General features: G+C 59.2%; 1 protein-coding gene. It reads left to right on the plus strand.

The genetic code is table 11. The features are described from left to right. Positions 1-981 (plus strand): dTDP-glucose 4,6-dehydratase (locus tag H6B30_RS16005; protein ID WP_205112240.1); only part of this gene is annotated, 981 nt, incomplete at both ends.

A 981-nucleotide genomic window follows, 5' to 3' on the forward strand; every position in this document is an offset into this window, starting at 1 on the left:
ATCGAAGGCCGGCCCAACTACACATTCGTCAGGGCCGACATCTGCGACTTCGACGCCATGCTCGGGCTCATGCGGCGGTATGGGGTGGACGGCATCATACACCTTGCGGCCGAGAGCCATGTGGACCGCAGCATCAAAGACCCGTTCACCTTTGCCCGCACCAACGTCATGGGCACGCTCTCGCTCCTGCAGGCTGCCAAGGTGTACTGGGAGAGTCTGCCCGAAGGCTACGATGGCAAGCGCTTCTACCACATATCGACCGACGAGGTGTACGGGGCCCTGGAGCTTACCAATCCCGAGGGAGTGGAGTCGCCGTTCAGCACCAAGGCCTCGTCGGAGCACCACCATGCCTACGGCACCGAGTTCTTCACGGAGCACACTAAGTACAATCCGCACTCGCCGTATTCGGCGTCGAAGGCATCGTCCGACCACTTTGTGCGTGCCTTCCACGACACCTACGGCATGCCTACGATAGTGACCAACTGCTCAAACAACTACGGCCCGTACCAGTTTCCCGAGAAACTGATACCCCTGTTCATCAACAACATACGCCACCGCAAGCCGCTTCCCGTATACGGAAAGGGCGAGAACGTGCGCGACTGGCTCTATGTCGAAGACCACGCCAGGGCCATCGACCTTATCTTCCACCGCGGCAAGGTGGCCGACACCTACAACATCGGCGGCTTCAACGAGTGGAAGAACATCGACATCATACGCGTGGTGATAAACACCGTCGACCGTCTGCTGGGCCGCAAGGAGGGCGAAGACCTCGACCTCATTACCTTTGTGACCGACCGCAAGGGTCACGACATGCGCTACGCCATCGACTCGCGCAAGCTGCAGCGTGAGCTTGGCTGGGAGCCGAGCCTGCAGTTTGAGGAGGGAATAGAGAAGACCGTGCGCTGGTATCTCGACAACCAGGAGTGGATGGACAACGTGACGAGCGGCGACTACCAGCGTTATTACGACGACATGTACAAG

This window comes from Marseilla massiliensis, assembly GCF_016899955.1.
GTDB classification, from domain to species: Bacteria; Bacteroidota; Bacteroidia; order Bacteroidales; family Bacteroidaceae; genus Prevotella; species Prevotella intestinigallinarum.